This is a genomic window from Nocardia jinanensis (genome assembly GCF_014645735.1).
Lineage (GTDB): Bacteria > Actinomycetota > Actinomycetes > Mycobacteriales > Mycobacteriaceae > Nocardia > Nocardia jinanensis.
In genome coordinates this window covers 133,226-156,405 of record NZ_BMMH01000002.1, presented here as the reverse complement: position 1 = coordinate 156,405, position 23,180 = coordinate 133,226, and the positions used below count along the sequence as shown (strand labels likewise).

The 23,180-nt window shown below is 66.4% G+C and carries 23 protein-coding genes and 1 pseudogene; 10 read left to right on the top strand and 14 right to left on the bottom strand.

Annotated features, from left to right (window positions below; genetic code table 11):
• Positions 1-392: 392 nt before the first annotated feature.
• Positions 393-1,178 (bottom strand): SDR family NAD(P)-dependent oxidoreductase, encoded by a 786-nt coding sequence (locus IEY68_RS05340; RefSeq protein ID WP_058855409.1) that lies wholly within the window; start codon positions 1,176-1,178, stop codon positions 393-395.
• Positions 1,179-1,794: 616 nt separating this feature from the next.
• Here IEY68_RS05340 and IEY68_RS36900 point away from each other — a divergent pair.
• The 4 genes and pseudogenes from IEY68_RS36900 (at position 1,795) to IEY68_RS05320 (ending at position 6,213) form a co-directional block, all read left to right on the top strand.
• Positions 1,795-3,159 (top strand): annotated as a pseudogene (locus IEY68_RS36900) (DUF4158 domain-containing protein).
• A 325-nt stretch (positions 3,160-3,484) separates the two neighbouring features.
• On the top strand, positions 3,485-4,384 hold the full coding sequence (locus IEY68_RS05330; protein ID WP_058855413.1) for an NUDIX domain-containing protein: 900 nt from the start codon (positions 3,485-3,487) through the stop codon (positions 4,382-4,384).
• 478 nt (positions 4,385-4,862) lie between these two features.
• Positions 4,863-5,264 carry a site-specific integrase gene (locus IEY68_RS35955; protein WP_229718625.1) on the top strand — a complete coding sequence of 134 codons (402 nt, stop codon included), beginning with the start codon at positions 4,863-4,865 and terminating at the stop codon, positions 5,262-5,264.
• A gap of 313 nt (positions 5,265-5,577) precedes the next feature.
• Positions 5,578-6,213 carry an AAA family ATPase gene (locus IEY68_RS05320; RefSeq protein ID WP_058855516.1) on the top strand — a complete coding sequence of 212 codons (636 nt, stop codon included), beginning with the start codon at positions 5,578-5,580 and terminating at the stop codon, positions 6,211-6,213.
• On the opposite strand, the gene IEY68_RS37315 is transcribed toward IEY68_RS05320, so the two are convergent.
• The 6 genes from IEY68_RS37315 to IEY68_RS05290 form a co-directional block, all read right to left on the bottom strand.
• Positions 6,198-6,794, bottom strand: coding sequence for a recombinase family protein (locus tag IEY68_RS37315; RefSeq protein ID WP_444543815.1), 597 nt, complete (start codon positions 6,792-6,794; stop codon positions 6,198-6,200). The two genes, IEY68_RS05320 and IEY68_RS37315, sit on opposite strands and share 16 nt — an antisense overlap.
• Before the next feature lie 205 nt (positions 6,795-6,999).
• Complete coding sequence (locus tag IEY68_RS05310) at positions 7,000-7,242, bottom strand: hypothetical protein (protein WP_229718624.1); 243 nt, start codon at positions 7,240-7,242, stop codon at positions 7,000-7,002.
• Complete coding sequence (locus IEY68_RS05305; RefSeq protein ID WP_082681430.1) at positions 7,239-7,568, bottom strand: recombinase family protein; 330 nt, start codon at positions 7,566-7,568, stop codon at positions 7,239-7,241. The genes IEY68_RS05310 and IEY68_RS05305 overlap by 4 nt, the downstream gene beginning before the upstream one ends.
• Positions 7,569-7,812: 244 nt before the next feature.
• Entirely contained in the window at positions 7,813-8,832 is a 1,020-nt protein-coding gene (locus tag IEY68_RS05300; RefSeq protein ID WP_156426241.1) for a hypothetical protein, read from the bottom strand.
• Between the two features lie 156 nt (positions 8,833-8,988).
• On the bottom strand, positions 8,989-9,489 hold the full coding sequence (locus tag IEY68_RS05295; protein ID WP_156426242.1) for a hypothetical protein: 501 nt from the start codon (positions 9,487-9,489) through the stop codon (positions 8,989-8,991).
• Between the two features lie 245 nt (positions 9,490-9,734).
• Positions 9,735-10,937: a site-specific integrase gene (locus IEY68_RS05290; protein WP_058855416.1), complete on the bottom strand. Its 1,203-nt coding sequence runs from the start codon at positions 10,935-10,937 to the stop codon at positions 9,735-9,737.
• 395 nt (positions 10,938-11,332) lie between these two features.
• Here IEY68_RS05290 and IEY68_RS05285 point away from each other — a divergent pair, with 395 nt between their 5' ends.
• A complete protein-coding gene (locus tag IEY68_RS05285; RefSeq protein WP_062997170.1) occupies positions 11,333-12,307 on the top strand; it encodes a coiled-coil domain-containing protein in 975 nt (324 codons plus the stop codon).
• A 17-nt stretch (positions 12,308-12,324) separates the two neighbouring features.
• Positions 12,325-12,954, top strand: coding sequence for a maltokinase N-terminal cap-like domain-containing protein (locus tag IEY68_RS05280; protein WP_058855418.1), 630 nt, complete (start codon positions 12,325-12,327; stop codon positions 12,952-12,954).
• A gap of 123 nt (positions 12,955-13,077) precedes the next feature.
• On the opposite strand, the gene IEY68_RS05275 is transcribed toward IEY68_RS05280, so the two are convergent.
• A complete protein-coding gene (locus tag IEY68_RS05275) occupies positions 13,078-13,758 on the bottom strand; it encodes a DUF8020 domain-containing protein (RefSeq protein ID WP_058855419.1) in 681 nt (226 codons plus the stop codon).
• A 213-nt stretch (positions 13,759-13,971) separates the two neighbouring features.
• Positions 13,972-15,189, bottom strand: coding sequence for a TerC/Alx family metal homeostasis membrane protein (locus tag IEY68_RS05270; RefSeq protein ID WP_058855420.1), 1,218 nt, complete (start codon positions 15,187-15,189; stop codon positions 13,972-13,974).
• Positions 15,190-15,433: 244 nt separating this feature from the next.
• On the opposite strand from IEY68_RS05270, the gene IEY68_RS05265 reads away from it, so the two are divergent.
• On the top strand, positions 15,434-16,081 hold the full coding sequence (locus tag IEY68_RS05265) for a DUF308 domain-containing protein (protein ID WP_058855421.1): 648 nt from the start codon (positions 15,434-15,436) through the stop codon (positions 16,079-16,081).
• A gap of 38 nt (positions 16,082-16,119) precedes the next feature.
• Positions 16,120-16,659: a hypothetical protein gene (locus IEY68_RS05260; protein WP_058855422.1), complete on the top strand. Its 540-nt coding sequence runs from the start codon at positions 16,120-16,122 to the stop codon at positions 16,657-16,659.
• Positions 16,660-16,699: 40 nt separating this feature from the next.
• Here the strand turns inward: IEY68_RS05260 and IEY68_RS05255 are convergent, their stop codons facing one another.
• Positions 16,700-17,176 (bottom strand): OsmC family protein, encoded by a 477-nt coding sequence (locus IEY68_RS05255; RefSeq protein ID WP_058855423.1) that lies wholly within the window; start codon positions 17,174-17,176, stop codon positions 16,700-16,702.
• Positions 17,177-17,536: 360 nt separating this feature from the next.
• Positions 17,537-18,388: an SDR family NAD(P)-dependent oxidoreductase gene (locus tag IEY68_RS05250; protein ID WP_058855424.1), complete on the bottom strand. Its 852-nt coding sequence runs from the start codon at positions 18,386-18,388 to the stop codon at positions 17,537-17,539.
• Positions 18,389-18,492: 104 nt separating this feature from the next.
• On the opposite strand from IEY68_RS05250, the gene IEY68_RS05245 reads away from it, so the two are divergent.
• Positions 18,493-19,077, top strand: coding sequence for a TetR/AcrR family transcriptional regulator (locus IEY68_RS05245; RefSeq protein ID WP_062997172.1), 585 nt, complete (start codon positions 18,493-18,495; stop codon positions 19,075-19,077).
• Here IEY68_RS05245 and IEY68_RS05240 read toward each other — a convergent pair.
• Entirely contained in the window at positions 19,000-19,593 is a 594-nt protein-coding gene (locus IEY68_RS05240; protein WP_058855426.1) for a winged helix-turn-helix transcriptional regulator, read from the bottom strand. The two genes, IEY68_RS05245 and IEY68_RS05240, sit on opposite strands and share 78 nt — an antisense overlap.
• 58 nt (positions 19,594-19,651) lie before the next feature.
• Between IEY68_RS05240 and IEY68_RS05235 the strand changes: the two genes are divergently transcribed.
• Positions 19,652-20,296, top strand: coding sequence for a dihydrofolate reductase family protein (locus IEY68_RS05235; protein WP_058855427.1), 645 nt, complete (start codon positions 19,652-19,654; stop codon positions 20,294-20,296).
• 78 nt (positions 20,297-20,374) lie between these two features.
• Here IEY68_RS05235 and katG read toward each other — a convergent pair whose 3' ends face one another.
• The gene (gene katG, locus IEY68_RS05230) at positions 20,375-22,558 is read right to left on the bottom strand and encodes a catalase/peroxidase HPI (protein WP_058855428.1); all 2,184 of its coding nucleotides are present in this window, start codon (positions 22,556-22,558) and stop codon (positions 20,375-20,377) included.
• Positions 22,559-22,582: 24 nt separating this feature from the next.
• Positions 22,583-23,017, bottom strand: coding sequence for a Fur family transcriptional regulator (locus IEY68_RS05225; RefSeq protein WP_058855429.1), 435 nt, complete (start codon positions 23,015-23,017; stop codon positions 22,583-22,585).
• Between the last annotated feature and the right edge of the window lie 163 nt (positions 23,018-23,180).

The window sequence follows — 23,180 nt, the reverse complement described above, 5'->3', positions numbered from 1 at the left end:
CCCCGTCGGCTCATCGGCTGGTTGCAGGACCTAGATGGGAGGCGGTCGGATCCCTGCTCCCTCGGCCGGGGCAGTGGGGTAGGGGAGGGCGAATGCGTGAATCGGTGGGTCCACCGCGCGAGTCCGGAGATTCAGCACCAGCTCTGTCGACTCGGATCGCTTCGGGTCCGGAGTAGCAATCCGAATCCACCGACAACAATCACAAGTCGATCCAGAAAGATAGATACGACGATATGCGCATCGAAGCATGAATATCTCCTATCTGAGCCCAGCGAACAAGAACCTTCCGTCCAATCAACAAGTACAAGAGAGGTCTTCCCGCCCGGAGGGAATGGTGGGGGTGATTTCGCGACCTCGCGGCTGCTGGTCACGGATGCGCTGCCGGGCCTGTCTCACGCCGGGTCGGCGGCCAGATCCGCGATGCGCGCCACGATGTCCGGATAGCGTTTGGCGTGTGCGCCACCGTTGAGGTCGATGGCCGCGCCGGTCATCCATCCGGCCGCGGTCGAGGTGAGGAACGCGATCGTCTGGGCGATATCCTCGGGTGTCCCGGCACGCCCGAGTGGTGTGTTCTCGATGTACTCCTCGACGAGGCCCGGGACGAGCGTCGCACCGTGGGTGAGCGGTGTGTGCACGAATCCCGGGTTGACCGCGTTGACGCGGATGCCGCGGGGCGCCAGTTCCATGGCGGCGACCTCGGTGAGCATGAGAACCCCAGCTTTGGCGGAACAGTACGCTCCCATCGCGACTCCGGGCTGGCGGCCGTTGAGGGAGGCCACGAGTACTACGGATCCGCCGTCTCGCAGGCTGCGTGCGGCTTCTTTCACCGTCAGGAACGCTCCGGTGAGACATACGTCGATGGTGGCTTTCCAGTCGTCGAGAGAGAGGTCGGCAAGGGTTCCGGGCCGGGAGATTCCGGCGCAGTCGACGACGATGTCGATGGGCCCGTGCTGTGTGGTCACAGTGTCGAAGAAGGTGCGCATACTGGTCTCGTCGGTGACCTGAACCTGAAGGCCGCTCGCCGGGGCGCCGAGTTCGGCGGCCCGGGAGTTCGCGGCGTCGCCGTCGAGGTCGGCGATGACGACAGTGTCTCCGCGTTCGGCCATGAGCTGCGCCGTGGCCCGGCCGATTCCGGATGCGCCGCCGATGACGACCGATACGGCATGGTCTGTGCTCATAGGTGTTCCTCCGTTGCGCTCAGTTGCCGGGTTCTGTGTGGCCGATGCCGCACACACTTCGCGGACAAGCATCCATACAGGTGTCTAGCAGCCGCGGTGGGATTTGGCCAGCATGCAGCGATGAGCACGGCTGAGCTGCGCACGGTACGCGTGGGCGAGTTCGAGGTACGCGTACAGGCGGGGGCGCGCACGGAAGGTGCGGATGTGCTGTTGCTGCACGGGTTATGGAGTTCTTCCCGCAGCCGGACGCCCCGGAGGAACTGTTGCTCGCCGATGATTGTGCCGGGTTGCGGATCGGGTTCGGGGATGCGGTGCCGCCGGAACTGGGGACCGCCATATCGCCCGGTTGCGGTACGCACCGCACAACTCCGACTGCGACACGCCACGATTATCAGATACGAAACTGTGAGTTCCATCGATTGCCGATTTCGGAATCCGCAACGACTCGCCCGCCTGAGGGCGGTTCCTGTAGGGGTTCCGGTAGTAACCGCCGAAAAACCAACGGATATGGCGTAGCCGCGGCTGACCGTTGGTGAGTGCCCGGTTCGGCCTGCGGTGGAGGCGGACTCTGGTTGGCTTGGCTCCCAACGCTGTTGGTTGGTGGGAGGTCGGTTTCGTGGCGACGCGGGTGTTCGCGGATGAGGAGTTGGCGCGGCTGCGGGAGTTCCCGGAGATCGGCCGTGAGGAGTTGTTCCGGTTCTTCACGCTCTCGCCGGCGGATCTGGCGTTCGTCGATCCCGGTCGGGGGCGTGGTCCGGCCGATCGGCTCGGTATCGCGATCGCGTTGTGCACGTTGCCGTGGTTGGGGTTCGTGCCCGATCGGGTGGTGACTGCCCCGCCGGTCGCGGTAGCCAGGTTGGCCGAGCAGCTGCGGGTCGATGGCACCGAGATCGGTTCCTATGGCCGCCGCGCCCAGACCCGCACCGACCACCTCCGGCTGGTCGCGCAGTACCTCGGGTGGCGGGCCGCGGGTGCGCTCGAACTCGAGGAGCTCGACGAGTTCCTGCTCGCGCGGGCGATGGAGCACGATCAGCGGCGACGTGTTCGTGCCCGAGCAGTGGGAACCGCAACGCGGCGAGTTCTGCCGCCTGGTCGGGCGCTGCGCCGATCCCGGCGTCGCCCTGGCCGCCGTCGTCGACGAGTTGCATACCGCGGTCGGGGAACTCGAGACGGTGCTCGCCGAGGGCGAGGGGCCGGTGCGGCTGGATGGCGAGTCCGGGGATCTGATCATCTCGCCGTTGACCGCCGAGGACGTTCCGGCCGAGGCGGTCGCGCTCAAGACCGAGCTGACCGAGATGCTGCCGTTCGCGCCGATCGTGTCGTTGCTGATCGAGCTGGACAAACGCACCGGCTACCTGGACTGTTTCACCCACGCTGGCGGCCAGGCCACCGCACGCCGGAGTTGAAACGCAACCTGATCGCGGTGCTGCTGGCGCACTCGACCAACCTCGGGTTGACCAGGATGGCCGAGGCCTGCGGCATCAGCTACGACATCTTGTCCTGGACCGACGAATGGTATGTGCGCGAGGAAACCCTGCGCGCGGCCAACCTCGCGATCATCGACTACCACCAGCGGCTACCGCTTACCCCGGTGTTCGGCGCCGGGACACTGTCCTCGAGCGACGGGCAGCGGTTCCCGACTCGAGGCAAGTCGACCACCTCGCGGCCGATGAGCCGCTACTTCGCCCACGAGGGCATGATCCGGGCCCGCCAGCTCGCCGACCAGACCGAGCAAGCCTGGTGCCTGACCCTGGCGACCAACGCTGTGATCGCGTGGACTACGGAGTATTACGGGCTCGCGGCCGAGCAGATGCGTCGGTCCGGGCAGCGCATCGACGACGAGATCCTGGCCCACATATCCCCGGCCCACAGCGCCAACATCAACTTCTTCGGCGCGATCGAAGTCGACATCGACGCCGAACTGGCCCAGCTCGGACCGACCGGCTACCGGCCGCTGCGGGTGCGCGACACCTTGTTCTGAGCCAGTCGCTCGGGGGTTGATACCGGTATCCGGGAGAAAGTCACGTTAAGCGGTTGGCGGGCGGTGATCGGCCCGGCTGGTCGCCGACGTGGGTTCTGGGTCGTCGGCCGGGTCGATCCACTCGTGATCGGGGTTCGGTTCCTCCGGGCGGCGTCGCTGCCGACGGGGTCGGTCGGATCGAGCGGGTCTCGTCTCGGTCCGGCGTCGCGTCATCGACCCTCGCTCTCGGGACGTTGAGTGATCTTCGCTACTTCGATGCCCGAATACACTGCGGTACAACAGTTTTTGAATCCTGACCGGTCTCCGGTTGCGGTACGGTCGCGCAGTGATCGGACGAGACTTCGCCGACTGGTTCCGCAAACATGTGGCCGGGAAACTCACCGGGAGAGTCATCCCCGACACTGCCGATGCGGTGGAGAATCCGATTCGGCACGCCGGGGGAACCGCGAAGGAAGCCGCCGAGACGGTGCCCGATCAGGATCTTGCGGGCCGGCGTCAAATCGAGCAGTCCGGTTTCGGGACGGAGCGGCCGGGGTCCGCGGTGGTCACCGATCGAGCCTCCAGCGGAGGTGACCATTCCCACGCCGGACCGCGGGATTCCCATGGAGAGCCCGCGGCACCCGCATCGCCTCCGGCCAAAAAATACACATCGGACAGCCGCAGAGAATGGTTCCAACGGCAGTTCGACGAGGGCAACCTTGATCCGGAAAACCTGGCGGCAGCCAAGGTGGTCATCATGGATGAGCACGGTCGGGTGCTGATGCTGCAATCTCCCTACGAACGCAAGCGGACCATGCCCGGCGGCTTCGTCGACAACGGCCCGCGAAAGAGAGAACAACCAGAGGAAGCGGCGAGACGAGAAGTTCGGGAAGAACTCGGAGAAGAGCTGGGGAGAGCTGTCAGGATCGAGCGCTTGCTTGCCACCAACAAGAAATCACCAGATCCCGAACACGGACGCGACTACCCGCTGACCGACTACATCTACCTCGCAACCTTCGACGCGCCGGCGGGCACCGGAGTGTCGGGTATGAAGTTCGATGTCGACGAGAAAGAAGTCACGGGCTTCGACTTTCTTGCCCCGGATGAGGCGGTGGAAAGTGCCGGGCGGAAAGGGATCGACGTTTCCGCGGCCCTCGAGGCGTACTCGTCCGGAGGAACAATCCACCTCGCAGACGGCAAACCACCTTCGTCCGGCAGCCGAGATGACCAGACTGGCCCGAGATAATGGCCTGTTATCCGGGGTAACGTGAGAGTCGACCTGCGGCGGACCCACTCCGGCGGGTACACGAAGCGACCCCGTTATCCGGGGCAAGCAGAGAGCGGGGGAACCGATGGCCGCGAAGGTGACCCGGCTACGCACCGCGCCGAACCGCACCCTGCGCGCGCGCCGCCGCCGAAGCGTTCCTCGACACGATCGGCTCGACGAACACCCGCCGCTCCTACGGCATCGCCATCGCCAAAACCGTCGACGCGATCGACGGCCGGGGCCCGGACGGGCTGATCAGCGCCCGCCGCGAGACCCACGTGCGGGAGAAGACGCTGTGGCGGATGCTGTATGAAACCTGCGCCCGCGCAGAAGAACTGCTCCAGCTCAACATCGAAGACCTCGACCTCGCCGCCCGTAGCGCCCCGGTGAAGTCCAAGGGCGCCAAACCCCGCACCCGCCGCCGCGGGCCCGCCCACCACGAAACGTCCTCGAGACCGTGTACTGGGACGCCGGCACCGCCCGGCTGCTGCCCCGGCTGCTCCGCGGCCGCACTCGCGGTCCGGTGTTCGTCACCCATCGCCGTCCCGGGCCCGGCAAGTACCTCACCGACCGCGACCTGTGTCCTGACACCGGCCTGGCCCGGCTGTCCTACGACCAGGCCCGCAACCTCCTCGACGCCGCCACCGCGCTCGATGGGCCGGGGACCGGCTGGGATCTGCACGAACTGCGCCATTCCGGCCTGACCCATCTCGGGGAATCCGGGGCCAGCCTGCTGGAACTCATGGCCAAGTCCCGGCACCGCAGACCCGAGAACCTGCGCCGCTACTTCAAACCGTCCCCACAGGCGATGCGCGAACTCACCGCGCTACTCGGTCCAGACGCCGACCGTCGACGCTGACCAGCGACGTCGCCATATCCGTTGGTTTTTCGGCGGTTACTACCGGAACCCCCTGTAGTAACGGCGCAGAAAACAACGAAGTTCTCGTAACCCGGGGTTCGGCAGTAATCGCGCGGAAAGCAACGACAATGGCTTGACCAGCGGTTTTGCCGTCGAGTCGGGTGTTTTCGGGACCGCAGTCCAGCAGCGATGAGCGTTTACGGGGGCTGGCGTTCGGGCGTCTCTGGCTGAGGCTGCGTCGGCTAAATTTCGGGCGGAAATGGCAAGTGCGCTGTTCATGGTCTTCGAGTGGGGTGTGGATAGTGTTGTGTTCATGCTGCTTTGGATCAACGGCCCCTTCGGTGGGGGCAAGACCCAGACCGCGTTCGAGCTGCGACGGCGCCTTGTCGGCAGTGTCGTGTGCGATCCGGAGCAGGTGGGTTTCGGGCTGCACCGGATGATGCCGGCCTCGCTGCGGGGTGACTTCCAGGACTATCCGAGTTGGCGCCAGGGTGTGTTTGAGGTCCTCGACCACGTGCTGCGCGAGCACGACGGGGTGGTGATCACTCCGATGACCGTCGTGGATCCCCGCTACTTCGCCGAGACGGTCGGACGGCTACGGGAAGCAGGACACGACGTGCGCCATTTCGCGTTGCTGGCCGAGCGGGAAACGGTCCTGAATCGTCTTCGGGATCGGGGACTCGGGATCGCGCCTGTGTTGGGGTTGGTCGGTCAGGGTGATCGACCGTTGCGTGGGGAACAGTTCGCGGTGGACAAGCTCGACTACTGCCTCGCGCAGCTGAGCAGACCCGAATTCGGCGAACACATCCGGACCGACACGACCGCGGTGACCGCGGTCGCCGACCGTATCGCCGATATGGCCGGCCTGACGTTGGTACCCGATACCGACAGTCGGATACGCGGCAGGCTGCGCCGTATGGCCGTCACCATTCGTCACGCTCGTCGGTGAGCACATGCCGATCCGCTGATGAACGTCGCCGGAATCACGCGCTGCGGTCGAGGTGTCGGTAGATGGTTTTGCGGGAGACGCCGAAGGTTTCGGCGATCTGGGCGACGGTGTAGCAGCGTTTGCCGTGCCTTGAGCGCCTGCAACTGGGTCAGCGCGGTGGGGCGTCCGCCGACGCGGCCGCGTGCGCGGGCGGATTCGAGTCCTTCGAGGGTGCCTTCGCTGATGAGGTCGGCGGTCATCTCGTCCATGGCGGCGATGACGTGGAACAGGAACCGCCCGGCGGGGGTGGTGGTGTCGATGCCTTGTTCGAGCACGACCAGGTCGATCCCGCGTTCGTCGAGGGCGGCGGCGAGTTCGGTCATATGCCGCACGGACCGGAACGGGCGCGAGAGCCGGGTGATGACCAGTTCGTCCCCGCGGCGTAGGTGGTCGAAGCATTTGTCCCACTCCGGGCGCCGCGCCAGCTTCCCGGAAGCCTTGTCGACCCAGATCTTCTCGCACCCCGCGGCGGTGAGCGCGTCGATCTGGGAGTCGTCTTTCTGCCCGCGCGTGGAGACCCGCGCGTACCCGAACCGTGCCATGCCCAGAACTGTCCCATAAAGGGTCGACACGCCTGGTTTCGTCTCATAGATTCCGCACACAGCTTCTGACCCGATTCGGGGGTCCGGCGAGCTGCGGTTTCGCGAACGCGGTGCGTCCGACCAATTTTGGGTCAGAAACGACCATTTTCGACCCACTGCATCGCGCAATATGCGAACACGACCGGATCCTGGTTCCCGCTGGCTGTTACACCGCCTGGTTTATCAGCACATCGACCTCGCCGCCCGGTGTGGTCGGGTCGAAGCCGTGCTCGACCAGCCAGCGGACTCCCCGCAGGCTTCGTAACGACCACCACGCCCGGATGACGTCGAGGTCGACGTCGGTGCCGTAGCCGGAGACGACGTCGCCGAGATGTTCCGGGTGTCCGAGCGTCAAGGTCGCGAGGTCGTAGAGGCCGTCGCCGCAGGCTGCCTCGGACCAGTCGATCACGCCGGTGATCCGGTCACCATCGGCGAATACGTGAGCGACCTGGAGGTCGCCGTGGGGTGAATACCGGTTTCCACGGTCGTAGTGCGGTCTCGGCGATCCAGGGTGTGCACCACGATCCGATCTCCGGGACGTGCGTACGCCAGCAGCTTGGTCAGGCCGGGTCGATCGACGGTTGAGCCGGTCTTCTTGTCGACATGGATGCGCGAGTCAAGGATCCCGGCCTCGGTGAGGGCGGCCAGCTGGCGATCGAGGCTCTGCTTGGTCGAACTCACCCGCGCATAGCCGAGATCCCAGCCACCTGCCGGATACCGTCCCGCCGCCATCATGGCGAAGCCTTACCGGAAACTGTTTCCGCACACAGGTTCTGGAACATACCTCGAGAACTTCCAGTGGAACGACTTCTGGAACGAGAGACGATCGAATCAGCCCATGTCACAATCTGGACGGCCGACCCATTATCGATCGGCGCTAAGTCGGTCCGAGCCGTTCCACTTCCAAGGAACTGGAACGGGCAGCTGACGAAATACTCCCACCGACGCACTCACTACCTTGCGGCTCGGGCCACGGACGTTAGTTCAGGGCCATCTTGGGCATCATCTTTTCGATCCGGCGGCGCAGGTCGATCAGCGACGGCGGGTCCGGGACCGCGACCAGCGCGGCGACGTGGAGCTTGCCGTCCTCGTCGATCGTTGCGGGGGTATCCGAACCCAGATGCGAGGCGACGTCGCCGGTCGCGCCGAACCCGACGGTCTTCATCATCAGCGGCAGGAACGGGCGGACCGTCGCCAGCCGCCCGGCCAATTCCTCCAAACGCTGCCCCGCCAGCTCGGCGTCATCGGCCGGGACCAGCTCATCGATCGTCGCGACCGCAGCACGCAGCTCGCGCTTGGTGACCGCGTTCTCGATCAGATCCCACACCACCTCCAAGCTGATGGCTGGCTCCACCTCGCTCATCTCCAGCAGCACCTTCACCGCCGCCGCGAGTTTGCCGGCATTGCGCGACACCCTCGGATACCGGCGCAGCTTCTCATCGCTGGACTGCCGTTCGGCCTTGGACAACAACTCCGTGGTCATCAGTAGGTCGAACAGGTCCAACACATCGTCGGTCGCTCGATCCGACAACACCAGCGCGGTCGCGACCAGCACGGCCAATCGATGCTCGCGAGGCTCCATGCGGCGCAGCAACGCCGTCTTGCCCGAAATCCCGTGCGTCGCCAACCCGAGCAGCCGCCGCGGCGGGACCGTCGACACGTCCAGCGTCCCGGCACCCACCGCGATCAAGTCCGCCACGCGGTTCAGCGCGCCGATCAAGCCTTTCGACGACGGTCGGAACAAGCCCTTACGCAGCCTCTCCAACTCGCTCACGCGCTGCTTGGCCGGGTCGGGGATCTCCAGCAGCCGCAACAGCGAACCCGAGGTCTGCGGCGGCACAACCCGCCAACTGCCTCCACAACCGCTGATCAGCGGATTTGCGCCCATCAGAAACCAGACGCTCCAACGTCGTGATGCCCGGCAACAGCGCTTGGCGGGCACGCAACCACGCCACCGCGCCGCCATCGAACGCTTACGACCGGCGTCGGGCCCGACCATCCTGTCCTGATAACCACTTGTCCCGCGATGGTTTACGGAACGAGCCATACGGTATGGATCTACGAGCACGGGGTCCGGTGAACCCGTGAGTTCATCGGACCCCGCGTCGGCTGTATCCGGTCGGCGGGCGACCGCCCGGCCGGATGTGCAGCTCGATTACGCCTGGCGCACCTGCTGGCGCACCTGGTGCAGCTGCAGCTCCCATTGCATGGCGCGATCCTGGGAGCGGGTGGACTGATCCTCGGCCTGCTGCGCGAGCTGCGCGGCCTGGTCGGCCTGGTCCTGGGCCGACTGACAGCGCTGAGCGGCCTGGTTGGCCTCGCTCTGCGCCTGCTGGGCCTGAGCCTGGGCCCGGTCGGCCTCGCTCAGCGCCTGCTGCGCTTGGTTCTGCGCCTGGATCGCCTGCTGGCGAGCCTGCTGGGCCTGGTTGTTGGCCTGGTTGGCCTGGTTCTGCGCGATCTGCGACTGGTGCTGTACCTGGCGGGACTGCTGCTGCACCTGCCGAGAGAGGTTCTGTGCCTGCTGCGCGTATTGCCGCGCGTTCTGGCATTCCTGCCGGATCTCGTCCAGGCCCATGCGCAGCATGTCCAGGCTCTGGAGTTCCTGCTGACTGCTTCCGTTGCTGGAACGGGTGGCAGTGCTGGTTTCTTGCGCCATCTGAGCATCCTTCCAAAGGTGGTTTGAAACGGACTCACTCGTGGAGCGCTCAATATCCTCGCACAGCACGGGCGCTACCCACGGTCACGTTCGGGCAAACATCGCCGGAACAACCGCAGTTCGGACGGCATCTCGCGGTTATCGGACTCGACCCCGGTATGACGCCGGGCGATGTAGTCACCCGCGGCATCGGCGGATGCCATACCGAGACCTCACCGTCATACACACCGCCACCGGCCTCGTTGTCAGAGTCCGAGTTTGGTGACCGCGTTGTCGGCGAGCGGGTCGGCGGTGCGGATGTAGCGGTGCACGGTGCGCGGGTTGCTCCACCGCCCCTGCCGCATGATCTCACGGTCGGCCGCCCCGCCGAGCGCGGCCTGGGTGGCGAATCCGGCGCGCAGGGAATGTCCGGAGAAGAGCGCGGGATCGAGCCCCGCGCGGGCGGCGTAGCGTTTGACGAGTTCGGCGACCGCCCGCCCGGACATCGCGGACGTGCCCAGTCCGCCGTGCCGGTTGATCGCGGGGAACAGCGGTTGTTCCGGCCGCAGTCGCGGATCGGGGTGGTAGCCGTGGCAGCGGTGGATATGAGTATCCGTAACAGACTGTTCCTCGGCCCAGGGGCGCAGGCTCTCCGGGCCCCCGGTGTGCGCGGCGAGCAACCGCATCCAGTCGGCGCAGGCGCAGACCGGGCAGGTGTGTGCCTGCCGGCCGCGGGGGAGCGCGACGTGTTGTTCGGTGATGCCGGTGGGATCGGTTTTCGTGGTGGGCAGGTGGATCAGTAGGAGCGGTTCGCCTGTGCCGTGGTCGGTGCCGAAATGGATATCGGTGAGGCGCAGGCCGGCGAGTTCGCTGCGGCGCAGTGCTCCGGCGAAGCCGAGGAGTAGCAGCAGGGTGTCGCGGCGCCGGGCGGGTTCGCCGGGCCAGCCGGGTTCGGGTAGTCCGGCGAGGAGTTCGCCGAGGGTGTGCAGCAGGATCGGCCGTTTCCGGTTGGGTCGCGCGCGACGGGTGCGGCGGATACCGCGCAGGGTGAGCCGGACGACGTCGCTACGGGTGGGTGCGGGTAGCCCGTTGGCGGCGTGCACGGCGGCGATGGCGGCGGATTTACGTTCCAGGGTGGCCGGCCCGTAGGCGTGGCGGCCGTCGGGTGTGCGGGCGTCCGCGGCGGCCGCGAGGTAGACGGCGATATCGAGCGGGTCGGCGGGAAGTGCGCAGCGGTTCTCGGTGGCACACCAGGCGGCCCAGGCGATCCAGTCGGTGCGGTAGGCGCGCACGGTGTTGGGGGATTGGGAGGCGCTGAGGTAGCGGCCGAGCGCGGTGGCCTGTTCGGTATCGAAGCGTTCGCGTACCTGCCGCAGGGCGGCGGTGTCGACGAGAACGCTGGTGACACCGCGGCGCAGTTCGGTGCGGACGGTATCGGGCAGGACGAGGTCGGTGTCGTATTCGGTCATGGTGGGCCCCTCGGTAATTGCGTCACAGAATTCGTTTGGTTTGTTGCAACGTAACGAAACGTATTGCACTCAAGCCGATCTCCACCCACCCTACAATCCTGACCGCCGATAATGTTCACTTATCGGAGGTCAGAACAAATCCCACGCCGAGACTCCGTGCTGAACTCATCCCATTACGTTTCGTGTAAATACGTAGTATCCCAACGAAACAACGCTACGATTCCTCGGTGCCCACAGTCTGCAACTACCCCGGCTGCGCCCGCCCCCTCGCCAAGCCCGCCGGTCCCGGCCGACCCTCCGAATATTGCGAACTTCCGGACCACACCCGTTGGCGCGCTTGGCGAGAGCGGCAGCGCCTACAGCAAGAGGCGGAGAGTCCCGCCGATATCGTCACTGTGACACTTCAGGGACCGGTGACGACCGCCCGCCTGCGTGCCGATGAACTACTCATCCAATTCCGCACGCTCGCCGAGCAACTCGGCACCACCCTGACCGCCGCCGTCACCGAGATGAGCACTCTCGCCGACCCGTCCGCCGCCGAAGCGCAGGTACAGGCGATACAGGCGGACGCGGCACGCCGGATCGCCGAAGCCGAAATCGCCGCCGCCGCAGCCGAACAGTCACGGCGGGAAGCCCACGAGGCTCGCGACCGGGCCGAGGCGGCCGCCGAGGACGCGGCACACGCCGCCGAGACCGCCGAAACAAGTATCGCCGCCGCGGATACCCGCACCGCCGAGGCTGTCCGCGATCGCGATGAAGCGCTGCGCGAGGTGGAGAAAATCACCGCCCGCGCCGCCGACGATGTGTTCACCGCGCGCAGCGACGCCGAGGCCGAGATCCGTATCGTACGTAATGAATCCGTGGAGGAGCAGCAACGACTCCGGGACCACTGCACCGAGGAGATCGAGCGGGCGCAACGAGTGGCCGGAGCCGAGGTCGAGCGGATGCGGCGGGAGTGCACCCAGCGTGAATCCGCCGCGGCGGCCGAGCGCGACCTGGCTGTGCAGCGAGCCGCCGATACCGAGCGCGCCCTCGAACGCGCCGAACAGTCGGCCACCGAACGCGCCGAGGCCGCCCAGGAAATGCGGGCAGAGATGCAACGCCTGCGTGCGGATGCCGATGCGCTCCGAAATGAACTCGCCGAGGTCCGCCGGGGCGCCGCAGCCGATCTTGCGGCCGTGCGCACGGAAGCCGGTGAACGGCTGGAGCGGGCGGTCACCGACGCGACGCAGCGGATGGAAGCGCTGGAACACGCACGCACCCAGACCCTGGCTCGCGCCGAACGCGCCGAGCGACAGCTCGACGATCTCCTCGCCGAACGCGCGCCGCGCGCCACGCAGGCACCGGTACCCGCCGGCGAGGCCGGATAACGTAGCACAATCTCCATATGGCTGTTATCCATCGCACGACCATGGAACCGTCGAAAATGGAGCTGCTCGGCCGTTGGCTCCCCAGTCGCCCGTGGTATTCGGGTCCCGGCAGAGCGGAGGATCTACGCCGAGTGGGCGGCTTCCGCTTGGACGACCCCGCCGGTGAGGTGGGGATCGATATGCTGGTGGTGACCGATACCGGCAGCGCCGAGCCGATCACGTATTTCGTTCCGCTGAGCTATCGGGGTACCGAACTGGAGATCGACGACGACGCGTTGCTGGACACTGCCGAGCACGGAGTGCTGGGCACCCGGTGGATCTACGACGCCACCCGGGATCCGGTGGCGGTCGACCGGATGGTGGCGCTGCTGGCGGGCGGGGCGCAGGCGCAGCACGGCACCGACAGCGATTCCCCCGATCTGAGCATTCTGGTCGCGGCCGCCGACCTGCCCGCCGCCGGGTCACGGCTGGTGTCGGCGTCGGAGAATCCGGTGGGAACCGATATCACCGTCGCCGAGGGCCAGCTGCGGGTACACCAGGTGCTGGGCCGGTCGGAGCCGGTGCTGCGGACCGGGCAGGTGGTCCTGCCGTGGACCGCACCAGATGGAAGCACGGTACGCAGTGTTGTCCTCTCGGAGCTCCGCTGACGCCGCGGGCACATGCTCGGCATCAGCTGCCCATCCATTCCCGGCGGCGGCACGCCGTACCGACCCGGCCGGACGGCGGTGCGGCGCCCGCCGAAGATCCGGCGGGCGCCGCACCGCTGCGGACTACTTCACATACACCGTGTCGTAGAACTGCATCGCGGCCGCGATACCGACCGGCACCCCGATCAGGACCACACCCGCGGCGACACCCAGGGTGACACCGGCCGCGGCACCCGTAATACACAACCCGATCGGTCCGACGAAGAAGGTCGGCACCACCAGCGGCGCGCCGATAACGGCCCCGGCGACGCAGCCGAGAGCCCCGCCGATGAGGCTGCCCAGCAGTGTGCCGATCCCGGTGGCCAGGCCGAACTGGGTGGCCGCAGTGCTCAGCGCGCTGTCGAAATCTTCGGCGCCGACCGGTTGCAGCATGGCCGCCGGGCGGGCCTGCGCCGGATCGGTGCCGGGGGTGAAGGTGGCGGTATTACCGTCGACCTGGGCCGCGATCGGCCATTCCTTGCCGTCTTTGAGGTAGGTGAGGGGCAGGCCGGCGACGAGGCGGCCCTGATCGTCGATGACCTGGAACTGGTTGCCCTGCACGGTGAGCGATCCGGTGTCGGTGCGCAGCACGACCGAGCTGTCGACGATGCTCGCGGTGTAGCGGATACCCGGCATGATGTCGGTCTGCAGGGTGGAGCCGTTATCGGGCGCGGTGGGAACCGGCGCGGCGTAGGTGGTGGCGGAGGTGGCGCCGAGAGCGGCGACGGCGAGCAGGGAAGCGGCGATATACCGGCGAGTTTGCATCTGTCTACAGCCTTTGTCTTGCAGCAAATGGACATCGAGCCGCCCCGTCCCGGACCTCACCGTGGGGGTGCGCTCGGCGGGCCCGTACCGGCATACGCACCCGCCAGACGATCGTGAGCGCACAATGTTGCCCCGCCGTTACCCGCAGCGTTCTCTCTCGGTAAACGGGTTGGCGAAATATTCTGTCCACGTCAACTTTTCACTACCCGCTACTCACATCCGAAGCGGTAGACCGGCTTCCATCCGCGCGATCCGGTCGGCGTGCACGATATGAGCCTGTTCGAGCAACGCCATCAGTTCGGCTTCGCCCTCCCGGATACGCCGGGTGTATTTGGACGGTAGTGCGGCGATCGTGTCCTCTTCGGCGATCATCTCCGCGTAGGTGCGTTCGCGTAACGCCTGATCGGCTTCGTAACCGAGGTCGAGGTATCGGGTGGCATGCCGGCGCGCGTTGGCCACCGCGGTCTGCGCGCGTCCCGCCGGGCTCAGCAGCGAAGCCACCACGGTCACCAGCAGCACGACCACGATCACCGCCAGTGACGCGGCAGTGGATATCTCGGTGACCGGCACCGGGTCACCGTCGTTGATGAACGGCACATTGTTCGCGTGCAGTGCGTGCAGGACGAGTTTCACCCCGATGAAGGCCAGGATGGCGGCCAGCCCGAAGCCCAGGTAGATCAGTCGATCCAGCAGCCCTTCGAGCAGGAAGAACAGTTGACGCAGGCCGAGCAGGGAGAACGCGGTGGCGGTGAAGACGAGGAAGACGTTCTGGGTGAGGCCGAAGATGGCGGGGATCGAATCCAGGGCGAACAGTACGTCGGTGCCGCCGATGGCGACCATCGCCAGCAGCATCGGGGTCAGCTGTTTGCGGCCGTCGATCACGGTGACCAGTTTGTCGCCGTCGTAGTGGTCGGTGGTGCGCAGGAACCGGCGGGCCAGCCGCAGGACGAACGTATCGCCGGAATGGCTGTCCTCGCTCTCCGGTTTCAGCATGTTCCCCGCGGTGATCAGCAGTGCGGCACCGAACACGTAGAACACCCAGGCGAACCGGTTGATGAGGGTGGCCCCGACGAAGATGAATCCGGTCCGCACCACCAGCGAGAACACGATCCCCACCAGCAGTACCTTCTGCTGGGCCGCGCTGGGTACCCGGAACGTGGTCAAGATGATGAGGAAGACGAACAGGTTGTCCACCGACAACGCTTTCTCCGTGATGTACCCGGCGAAGTATTCGACCCCCATGGTCGTGCCACCGAATACCCACACCCCGAACCCGAACGCGACGGCGACGCCGACATAGGCGGCCGACCAGATCGCGGCCTCGGTCAGTGACGGTGTATGCGCGCTACGGACGTGGAAGAAGAAATCGAACAACAGCAAGCCGGCGATCAACGCGAGTGCGCACACCCATGCCAGCGCGGGAACGGTCACGTCGGCCTCCTGCCTGGCGCGCGGATGCGGGACTGGGGCGACTGTAACCGCGGATCCGGTCGCTGCCGGGTTTGCGCAGGTGGTGTCGAGGGGTCGCCGGTGTGCCCGGGGTTACTCGGCGTCCGCGTCGCGCGCGGGCCGGGTGCCCGGCACCGGGCTGAACATGATCCGGTTGGACACGGAGTCGACGGACACTCCCGGCAACGGTTGGGCAATCCGGGGTGCCGACCCATATCATTCTGCTATGCCGACCTACGAGGAAACGGACGCCGTTCCGGTGCTCGGTCGTGGTGTACGCCAGACGGTGCTGGCGATGGGGGTCTGTTCGGTGGTGATCGGGGTGGCGACAGTGATCTGGCCGGACAAGTCCCTGGGCACGGTCGGCAACCTTTTCATGTTCTCGCTGCTCTGCAGTGCGGTGACCCTGGCGGCGGTGGCGTTCGGCAGCAGGCTGGGCCGGTTCCCGCGTGCGCTGCTACTGCTCGCGGCGCTGGTATCGCTGCTGACGGCGACCCTGTGCTTCCGGGCCGGGGACTGGACCCTGTTGCTGGCGATGTGGCTGGGGCTGGCGTGGTCGGTCCGGGGCATCACACACGCGGTAGCGGGGGTGTGGGACGACGACGAGGTGACCGGCAGCGGAAAGCAGGAAGTATTCGGCCTGGTGACACTCACCGCCGGTCTGGTGATCGCGATCGCGCCGTTCGACGATATCGCGACACTGGCACTCGTCGCGGGATGTTGCATCACGCTGTTCGGGGTACTGGAGGTGTGGACGGCGGTCCGTTCACCAGCGGCGGTGCGGGGCGCGGGGGCCGATGCGCTGTCACCTGACGAGCATCTGACCACGGTGATCGCGAGCGCGGGAGGTTCCGGGGGACGCACCCGCGACTGAGGCGCCGGAAGGACCTCGATTTCGATACCCTTCCTGGTATGGCGATCATTACGAGCCATCGGATCATGCGCCTGCGTGCTCTCATCGAGCACCCCAATACCGGCGCCGACGAGCGGGCGACAGCGCAGCGCATGCTGGAACGGATACTGGACCGCTCCGGCTATTCGGCGACCGGTGACCGCACCTATGGTGATCGCCATCACCGGGTCGGTAAACATGCCGATCTTCCGTCGGTGGCCGAGATGATCCGCGCCGATATCGCGCTGGGCCGCATCATGTTCGCCCCGCAGACCCGGTTCGGCGAACCGGCCGTGCGAGATCCGCTCGGTGACGCGCCGGTGCAGATCGAGATCACCGTGGATCTACCCCATCACGGATGCATCGATATCACCATCGACAACGTTCCCCGGGACTGGGGCTGGGTGATCGAGGACAGTATCGAATGTGTCAGCCCGCAGTTGCAGGAGCTGGCGACCGAACTGGCCGATATCATGAACGGTTACAACTGCGACGGCAGCGATATCGCGAAACGTTTCTTCGGCCGGGTGCGTATCCCGGATTTCACCCTGGTGTGGTAGCGGCCCGGACACGCCCCGAAGCTCGTGCACCCCACCGGTATCAGCGCGTCGCGACCTCGATACGCGCAGAATGGGTGACCGGAAAGTTCACCGACGCCGCTATGAAGCATTTGGTGTGAGCTGCGGCGTGTAGCGCCCGCGCGCGCTCGGCCATCTCCGCCGAGGCCACCGTGACCACCGGACGCAACTCCACCCCGGTGAACCGTCCGCCACCGGCACTGTCCTCGGCCATGACGCCCACGGCGTCGTCCCGGTAGTCGAGCACCGTCACCCCGCCGGTCGAGCAGAGATGCAGGTACCACAGCAGATGGCATTGGCTCAGCGATGCGACCAGCAGCAGTTCTGGATTCCAGCGGGTCGCGTCGCCCCGGAAGGCGGGATCCGAGGACCCGCGCAGATCCGGACGACCGGCTGCCCGGGAAACATAAGCGCGGTCGTAGGACCGGTAGTCCACCGTCCCCCGCTCACCTGCCCCGGTCCAGTCGGTGCGGCATTCGTAACGGTGCGTCTCACCCATACCCGTGATCGTCGCCCGCCCGATACGGTTCTGTCGACCGAATAGTGACCATCGCTCAGTTCCCGGCTTCGCGCAGGTCCAGTCCGATCGGTGTCACCGCGGGAATCTCCCCGGCCGTCACCACCGCGCGGGTGAACGGCCGTAGCACCCGCACGAGTTCGGCACGTTCGCCGGCGGTAAGCGCCAGAACCCGCGGTAACCCGCCGCCGCGAGTGCCTGTAGTGGTTCGGGCGAGAATTAGGTGACGGCGTGCAGCGGTTCGAGCAGGCTCTATGCCTGCCGCGCGAACGCGGGAAGCGCGGTGCTCATGTCCGTCACGCTACTGCGCGATCCGGTGAACCGATCCCGCATGAGTGTTGTTCATGCGGGCCAGGAGAATTCGGGATCGCGAGCGTAGTCCAGGCGCCGCTGGTCCAGCGCCATGGCCACCATCTGCTGGGCGCCGGGCCCGATGATCTTGCGCAGTGGCGGGTGGGGCAGATCCACCAGTTCCAGTACCGCGGCTGCGGCGACAGCCGGGTCGGCATCCACCCATTCGGCCTCCTCCGCTACTTCGGCCGCGGCAGGGGCGGCGTGCGGGTCGGGGTAGTCCGCTGTGCCGAGGATCGCGGTGCGCACGTCGGCGTAGGCGAGATTCGGGGCCGCGAACCGCATACTCGTCCCCGCCCAGTCGGTGGCGAATCCGCCGAGCTGGGCGATCGTGACCGCGATACCGAACGGCCGGAGCTCGTCGGCGAGTGCCGCGCTGAACCCTTCCAGCGCCCACTTCCCGGCGTTGTACATACCGAACAGCGGCATACTGCCGACCGCGCCGACGGTGGAGATCTGCACGATATGACCGTGCCCTTGGGCGCGCAGATGGGGGATCGCGGCTTGGGAGACCCAGACGGCGCCGTAGAAGTTGGTGTCCATCTGGTCGCGTATCTCGATTTCGGAGAACTCTTCGACCGCGCCGACGAGACCGTATCCGGCGTTGTTGACGATGATGTCGAGCGTGCCGGTGACCGCGAAAGCCTCTTCCACAGTCGCGCGTACGCTCTCGCGGTCGCGGACGTCCAGCGGGAGCACGGTGAGCCGTTCCTGTGCGAGATCGTCCAGGGTGCGCGGATCCCGCGCGGTACCGACCACGTGGTCGCCGTGGGCGAGTGCCGCTTCGGTGAAGGCGCGGCCGAGGCCGCGATTGGCGCCGGTGATGAACCATGTTCTGGTCACGGGGACCCCTTTCGGAACGAGACGTTTCGTCTCGCCAAGAATGGCAGCCGGGCAGGCCCTTGTCAAGACGAGACGTTTCGTCTCGTAAATGCTAGAGTCGGCCCATGGCAGATGCCCCCGCCACCCGTCGCAGCCACCGCTCCCGCACCGCAATCCTCACCGCCACCACCGAGCTCATCGGTGAGGTCCCCTACGCCAAACTCACCGTCGAGGCCATCGCGGCCCGGGCGGGGGTCGGCAAACAGACCATCTACCGGTGGTGGCCCTCGAAAGGGGCGGTGGTCTTCGAGGCCATGCTCGAATCCGATACCGGCCCCGAAGGGCTCGCCCTGCCCGATACCGGCGATATCGCCACCGACCTGCGCGCCCTGCTGCGCGGCTCGGTGGCAGCGCTCACCGAGCCGCGCAGCGAGGCTTTCCTGCGCGCGATGTCGGTGGAGATCCAGCAGGACGCCGAACTCGCCGCCACTTATCGAGAGCGCCTGCTGCTGCCCCAACGCGCCGCCGTCACCACCCGCCTCGCCGCCGCGATCGAAGCGGGGGAGTTGCGACCCGACCTGGATTTCGAACTGGCGATCGACCTGCTACTCGGCCCGATCCAGACGCGCTGGTCACTCGGCCTCGGCGGCCTCACTCCGGCCTACGCCGACGCCGTCCTGGCGGCCACCCTGCGCTGCCTGCGCGCCTGAGCGGCCGACGACCTCCAGATAGGCCGCCGTCAACTCCGCGAGCACCCCGTACTCCGGCGCCCCGCGCCGCCGGAGATGGATCTCGCGCAGTTCGTCCATGAACCGTTCGCGCAGCGCGGGACCGCCGTCGGCGAGTAGTCGCGCCCGGATGGCCAGTTCGGGTGTCGTGGGCAGCCAGCGAGATCCCCAGGCGCCCAGTTCGGTGATCAGCGGCACGAGCTGGATCGCGGCTTCGGTGAGGTGGTACTCCACCTTCTGTCGGTGACTCGGGTCGTTGTCGCGGCTGAGCAGTCCGGCGTCGACGAGCTTGCTCAGCCGGGCCGCGAGCATGTTCGAGGCGATGCCCTCCATGGACGCGCCGAGTAGTTCGCGGAAGTGGGTGTTACCGCTGAACATGATGTCGCGCAACACGATCAGGCTCCACCGGTCGCCCAGAAGTTCCATCGTCATATTGATCGGGCAGCCCGATTTTCCGGGCGGCACAGGCAGCACATCCGGCGAAACTGGTTGCGTCATGAGATCAGTCTAGGTAAGTTCTCAACCGATTGCATATTACAACCAGTTAGGACTTCCGATGGCCCCACTCGTCCGCGTGCAATGCTTCACCGTCTCCAGCGACGGCTACGGCTCCGGTCTCGGCCAGAGCCTGGACCACCCGTTCGGCCACGCCGATCCGGGCATCATGTTCTCCTGGGCCGGCGCGACCGCCAGCTGGGTCAACCGCACCGACCCCGGTGGCACCCGCGGTCTCGACGACTACCTGACCCGCGATTTCACCCACAACATCGGCGCCGAGATCATGGGCCGCAACAAATTCGGCCCGCAGCGCGGCCCCTGGGAGAACCACGACTGGCAGGGCTGGTGGGGCGAGGAACCCCCCTTCCACACCTCGGTCTTCGTCCTCACCCACCACCCGCGCCCCTCGATCACCCTCTCCGACACCACGTTCCACTTCCTCGACGCCACCCCGGAAGCGGCCCTGAAGGAGGCGGTCACCGCCGCCGACGGCCGCGATGTCCGTATCGGCGGAGGAGTGGCCACGGTTCGTGAATTCCTCGCCGCCGATCTCATCGACACCATGCACATCGCGGTGGCACCGAACGAACTCGGCGACGGTGAACGCCTCTGGGAACATCCCGAGGAACTCGTCGACCGTTTCCACCTGGAGAAGATCCCCAGCCCCAGCGGAATCGTCCACCATTTCTTCTGGCGGCGCTGACCCACGCAACGACGAAGCGCCCGGGAATCCGAAGACTCCCGGGCGCTCTGCTACCGCCGATCGATCACATCGGCCGGATCAGACCAGGTCGAACCGGTCCGCGTTCACAACCTTGTTCCAGGCCGCGACGAAGTCGTGCACGAACTTCTCCTTCGCATCGTCGGCCGCGTACACCTCGGCCACCGCGCGCAATTCGGAGTTCGAGCCGAACAACAGGTCGTAGCGGGTGCCGGTCCACTTGACCTCGCCGGTCGCGGTATCGCGAGCCTCGAAGGTCTCCTGCGACTCGTCGGTGGACTTCCACTCGATACCCATATCGAGCAGGTTCACGAAGAAGTCGTTGGTGAGCGCCCCGACCTTGTCGGTGAACACACCCTGCTCGGACTGCTTGTAGTTCGCACCCAGCACGCGCAGGCCACCGATCAGCACAGTCAGCTCCGGCGCGGTCACACCGAGCAGGTTCGCGCGATCGATCAGCAGGTGCTCCGACGGCAGCCGGTGTCCCTTGCCGATGTAGTTGCGGAAACCGTCGGCGCGGGGTTCGAGTACCGCGAAGGAATCCACATCGGTCTGCTCCTGCAGCGCGTCGTTGCGTCCGGGCGCCACCGGCACGGTGACCTGCACGCCCGCCGCCTTCGCGGCCTGCTCGACACCGGCGGCACCGGCGATCACGATCAGGTCGGCCAGCGACACCTTCTTACCGCCGGACTGGGCGCCGTTGAACGACTCCTGAACCTTCTCCAGCGCGGCGAGTACGGTGGCCAGCTGCTCGGGTTCGTTGATATCCCAGCTCTTCTGCGGTTCCAACCGGATACGGGCACCGTTGGCGCCGCCGCGCTTATCGCTGGACCGGAACGTCGAGGCCGAGGCCCAGGCGGTGGACACCAACTGCGGAACGGTCAGGCCGGTGGCCAGCACCTGCTCCTTGAGGGCGGCGATATCGGCCTCGTCGATCAGCTCGAAGTCGACGGCGGGAATCGGGTCCTGCCAGATCAGTACCTCCGAGGGAACCTCCGCACCCAGATACCGTTCGATCGGGCCCATATCGCGGTGGGTCAGCTTGTACCAGGCGCGGGCGAAGGCGTCCGCGAACTGGTCCGGGTTCTCCAGGAAACGACGCGAGATCGGCTCGAATTCCGGATCGAAGCGCAACGCGAGGTCGGTGGTCAGCATCATCGGCTTCTTGCGCTTGGCCGGGTCGTGCGCGTCGGGGATGATCTCCTCGGCGTCTTTGGCGACCCACTGGTTCGCGCCCGCAGGGCTCTTCGTGAGCTCCCACTCGTAGCCGAAGAGGATCTCGAAGAAATCGTTGGTCCACTGGGCCGGTTTGGTGGTCCAGGTGACTTCCAGGCCACTGGTGATCGCGTCACCGGCCTTACCCGACCCGTGGGTGCTCTTCCAGCCGAAACCCTGCTGCTCGATGAGCCCGCCCTCGGGCTCGGCCCCGACCAGCGCGGCATCACCGGCGCCGTGGGTCTTGCCGAAGGTGTGGCCACCGGCGATCAGCGCGATGGTCTCCTCGTGGTCCATCGCCATCCGGCCGAAGGTTTCCTTGATGTCCACGGCGGCGGCCAGCGGGTCCGGGTTACCGTTGGGGCCTTCGGGATTGACGTAGATCAGACCCATCTGGACCGCACCCAGCGGGTTCTCCAGATCGCGCTCACCGCTGTAGCGCCCGTCTTCGAGCCACACCGATTCCGGGCCCCAGTAGACGTCCTCGTCCGGCTCCCACAGGTCGGCGCGGCCGCCGGCGAAGCCGAAGGTCTCGAAACCCATGGATTCCAGCGCGACGTTGCCGGCGAAGATCATGAGGTCGGCCCAGGACAGCTTCTTGCCGTACTTCTTCTTGACCGGCCACAGCAGCCGGCGGGCCTTGTCCAGGTTGCCGTTGTCGGGCCAGCTGTTCAGCGGCGCGAAACGCTGCATACCGCCACCACCGCCGCCGCGACCGTCGATGGTGCGGTAGGTGCCGGCGCTGTGCCAGGCCATGCGGATCATCAGCGGGCCGTAGTGACCGAAGTCGGCGGGCCACCAGTCCTGCGAATCGGTCAGGATGGCGGTGATATCGCGGCGGACCTCGTTCAGGTCCAGGGTCGCGAACTCCGTCGCGTAGTCGAAGTCGGGCTCCATCGGATCCGACGCGGGCGCGTTCTTGCGCAGGATCTTCAGATTGAGCTGGTTCGGCCACCAATCACGGTTGCCGGCACCCGTCGTGGGGTGTTTGGCCGCGAACGGGCACTGGCCTGTGGTGCTTTCGGACACTGCGTTCCTTCCGGTGAACGTCGGTCATTTCGGGCTGGGCGATACAGAACAGTCGGGGCACAGACCCCAGTAGATGACCTCGGCTTCTTCGATGGTGAAACCGTGGTCGTCCGCGGCGGTCAGGCACGGGGCGTGGCCGGTGGCGCAGTCGACGTCGGCGATGGCGCCGCAGGACCGGCATACGAGATGGTGGTGGTTGTCGGCGACCCGGGTTTCGTACCGGGCGACCGAACCGGTGGGCTGGATGCGGCGCAGCAGACCCGTGGTCGTCAACGCCCGCAATACGTCGTAGACGGCCTGGTGGGAGACGGCTCCCAGGGATTCGCGCACCCGGCCGATGATCGTGTCGGTGTCGGCGTGCGGGCTCTCGTGTACCGCGCTCAGCACCGCCAGCCGCGGCGCGGTCACACGGAGCGCGGCCTCGCGCAACATGTTCTCGAACTCCGCGGTCGTGGTCACGATTCGGAGCTTACCGCTTTTCTTGAATGAATCAAGTATCAGTTTTCATCAAGAGTTTGCCTCTATCAAGAAAAGCCTGCTCAGGGGAGAGCATGCGGTTACCATGCCCCCAGCACTTCGTGAACAACTCCGATCCGCCCGGGACGAGCAGGATATATGCGTT

Coding starts and splice junctions, on each gene's coding strand:
- IEY68_RS05280 (WP_058855418.1), top strand. CDS start 12,325: ATGGCTGTTATCCATCGCACGACCATGGAACCGTCGAAAATGGAGCTG.
- IEY68_RS05300 (WP_156426241.1), bottom strand. CDS start 8,832: ATGGTCGGGCCCGACGCCGGTCGTAAGCGTTCGATGGCGGCGCGGTGG.
- IEY68_RS05320 (WP_058855516.1), top strand. CDS start 5,578: ATGCTGCTTTGGATCAACGGCCCCTTCGGTGGGGGCAAGACCCAGACC.
- IEY68_RS05260 (WP_058855422.1), top strand. CDS start 16,120: ATGGCGATCATTACGAGCCATCGGATCATGCGCCTGCGTGCTCTCATC.
- IEY68_RS05290 (WP_058855416.1), bottom strand. CDS start 10,937: ATGACCGAATACGACACCGACCTCGTCCTGCCCGATACCGTCCGCACC.
- IEY68_RS05240 (WP_058855426.1), bottom strand. CDS start 19,593: ATGACGCAACCAGTTTCGCCGGATGTGCTGCCTGTGCCGCCCGGAAAA.
- IEY68_RS37315 (WP_444543815.1), bottom strand. CDS start 6,794: ATGGCACGGTTCGGGTACGCGCGGGTCTCCACGCGCGGGCAGAAAGAC.
- IEY68_RS05275 (WP_058855419.1), bottom strand. CDS start 13,758: ATGCAAACTCGCCGGTATATCGCCGCTTCCCTGCTCGCCGTCGCCGCT.
- IEY68_RS05255 (WP_058855423.1), bottom strand. CDS start 17,176: ATGGGTGAGACGCACCGTTACGAATGCCGCACCGACTGGACCGGGGCA.
- IEY68_RS05295 (WP_156426242.1), bottom strand. CDS start 9,489: ATGGCGCAAGAAACCAGCACTGCCACCCGTTCCAGCAACGGAAGCAGT.
- IEY68_RS05340 (WP_058855409.1), bottom strand. CDS start 1,178: ATGAGCACAGACCATGCCGTATCGGTCGTCATCGGCGGCGCATCCGGA.
- IEY68_RS05305 (WP_082681430.1), bottom strand. CDS start 7,568: ATGATGGCGGCGGGACGGTATCCGGCAGGTGGCTGGGATCTCGGCTAT.
- IEY68_RS05245 (WP_062997172.1), top strand. CDS start 18,493: ATGGCAGATGCCCCCGCCACCCGTCGCAGCCACCGCTCCCGCACCGCA.
- IEY68_RS05265 (WP_058855421.1), top strand. CDS start 15,434: ATGCCGACCTACGAGGAAACGGACGCCGTTCCGGTGCTCGGTCGTGGT.
- IEY68_RS05235 (WP_058855427.1), top strand. CDS start 19,652: ATGGCCCCACTCGTCCGCGTGCAATGCTTCACCGTCTCCAGCGACGGC.